The 420-nt window shown below is 38.3% G+C and carries 1 protein-coding gene; it reads right to left on the bottom strand.

The window, feature by feature from the left end; genetic code table 11:
- The coding region (locus tag UGRO018_RS17815) for an SDR family NAD(P)-dependent oxidoreductase (protein WP_416327855.1) at window positions 1-420 on the bottom strand (420 nt) is incomplete at both ends.

Here is a 420-nt window from a genome sequence, read left to right as displayed (position 1 = left end):
ACCCATGATATTGGTTGGATTTACTGCTTTATCTGTGGATATAAGAATAAACTTCTTAGCTCCATACTGATCCGCTGCTTTTACTACATTTAATGTTCCAAACACATTGTTCTTGATTGCTTCATTTGGTGCATCTTCCATCAATGGTACATGCTTGTGTGCTGCCGCATGATAGATGATATCCGGATGATACTTCTTGAATAGATCATTTACTTTGCCTTTATCTCTCACGGATGCAATCAGTGTTTCTAAGTTTAGATTGGGATAATCATGTTTTAGTTCTAACTGAATGTCATAGGCATTATTTTCATAGATATCTACAATGATCAATTGCTTTGGTTGCTTGGCTGCGATCTGTCTACACAGCTCACTACCGATACTTCCTCCACCTCCGGTTATCATCACGACCTTGTCTTTGAC

The sequence above is a fragment of the Hoskinsella mucinilytica genome, assembly GCF_045223415.1.
Lineage (GTDB): Bacteria > Bacillota_I > Bacilli_A > Erysipelotrichales > Erysipelotrichaceae > Hoskinsella > Hoskinsella mucinilytica.
Note: the sequence above shows the minus strand (reverse complement) of the source record. Positions and strands in the feature narration are given on the sequence as shown.